Here is a 982-nt window from a genome sequence, read left to right on the forward strand (position 1 = left end):
GATGCCGACATCAGCCGCAGCCTGCTGGCCGCGCGTTATCCCGACGCCGTGTTTGAAGAATACGATCCGAATGCCGACTTTTTGAAAACCGCCGCCGCCGCGCGCAAAGGCGGTTTCTGGCAGAAGCTGACCGGCAAAACCATTCCGCAACATTGCCAAGCCCTGACCGCGCCGCTGCCTGAAGCAGCCGCCGATATGTTGTGGGCCAACCTCAGCCTCAGCCGCGCCGACGATATTTTGCCGGTATTGAAAAACTGGGCCGCTGCCTTGAAAACCGACGGATTATTGTTCTTCACGCACTTTGGCCGCGACAGCCTGACCGAGCTGACAGGCCGTCTGAACCATGAAGGCATCGAATGCGAAGCGCCCACGCTGATTGATATGCACGACTTGGGCGATATGCTCGCCGACAACGGCTTTTACGATCCGGTAACCGACACGGCCAAGCTTGAATTGAGCTATAAAAAAGCCGGGACGTTTTGGCAGGACATGGAAACCTTGGGATTGTGGAACGCATTGAAGTTCAGCAATCCGCAGGCGGCCAAGGAATGTGTGGATAAGATTTTTGCCAACGAAGGCCGTCTGAACATCACGCTTGAAACCGTGTACGGTCATGCCGTGAAGAAATTGGTGTTGCCGCAAGGGGAGAATGTGGTGCAGTTTTTCCCGAAAAAACAGATGCAGGCCGGAAGCTGAGGCTGCTTGGGTTTAAATGCAAAAAGGCCGTCTGAAGTTTTCAGACGGCCTTTTATTTGATTCCGAATTAAGCCTGTTTGGCCGCCCATTCGGCCGGCGTGGCAGCAACGGAAATCGACAGCGCGTGCAATTCGTTGCTTTCGAGTTGCGGCTTGAGGCCGTCTTTAATCAGGCGGTGGCGGGCGAGGCGGGCTTTGCCTTCAAAGGAAGAGGAAACGATTACGGCGAAGAAGTGATGGCCGTCGCCTTCGACTTCGACGTGTTCGCAAGGGGTAACGCCTTCAAT

Annotated in this window: 2 protein-coding genes; one reads left to right on the forward strand and one right to left on the reverse strand. The window is 55.2% G+C overall.

What is annotated here, in order from left to right; translation table 11 throughout:
• Positions 1-696, forward strand: a 696-nt coding sequence (locus ACTHS3_RS14865; RefSeq protein WP_440368355.1) for a methyltransferase, incomplete at its 5' end; no start/stop codon positions are given.
• A 67-nt stretch (positions 697-763) separates the two neighbouring features.
• Here the strand turns inward: ACTHS3_RS14865 and ACTHS3_RS14870 are convergent.
• Positions 764-982: BolA family protein (locus tag ACTHS3_RS14870; RefSeq protein WP_440368291.1), on the reverse strand; the 219-nt coding region annotated here is incomplete at its 5' end.

It is taken from the genome of Neisseria sp. P0009.S007, from assembly GCF_051962515.1.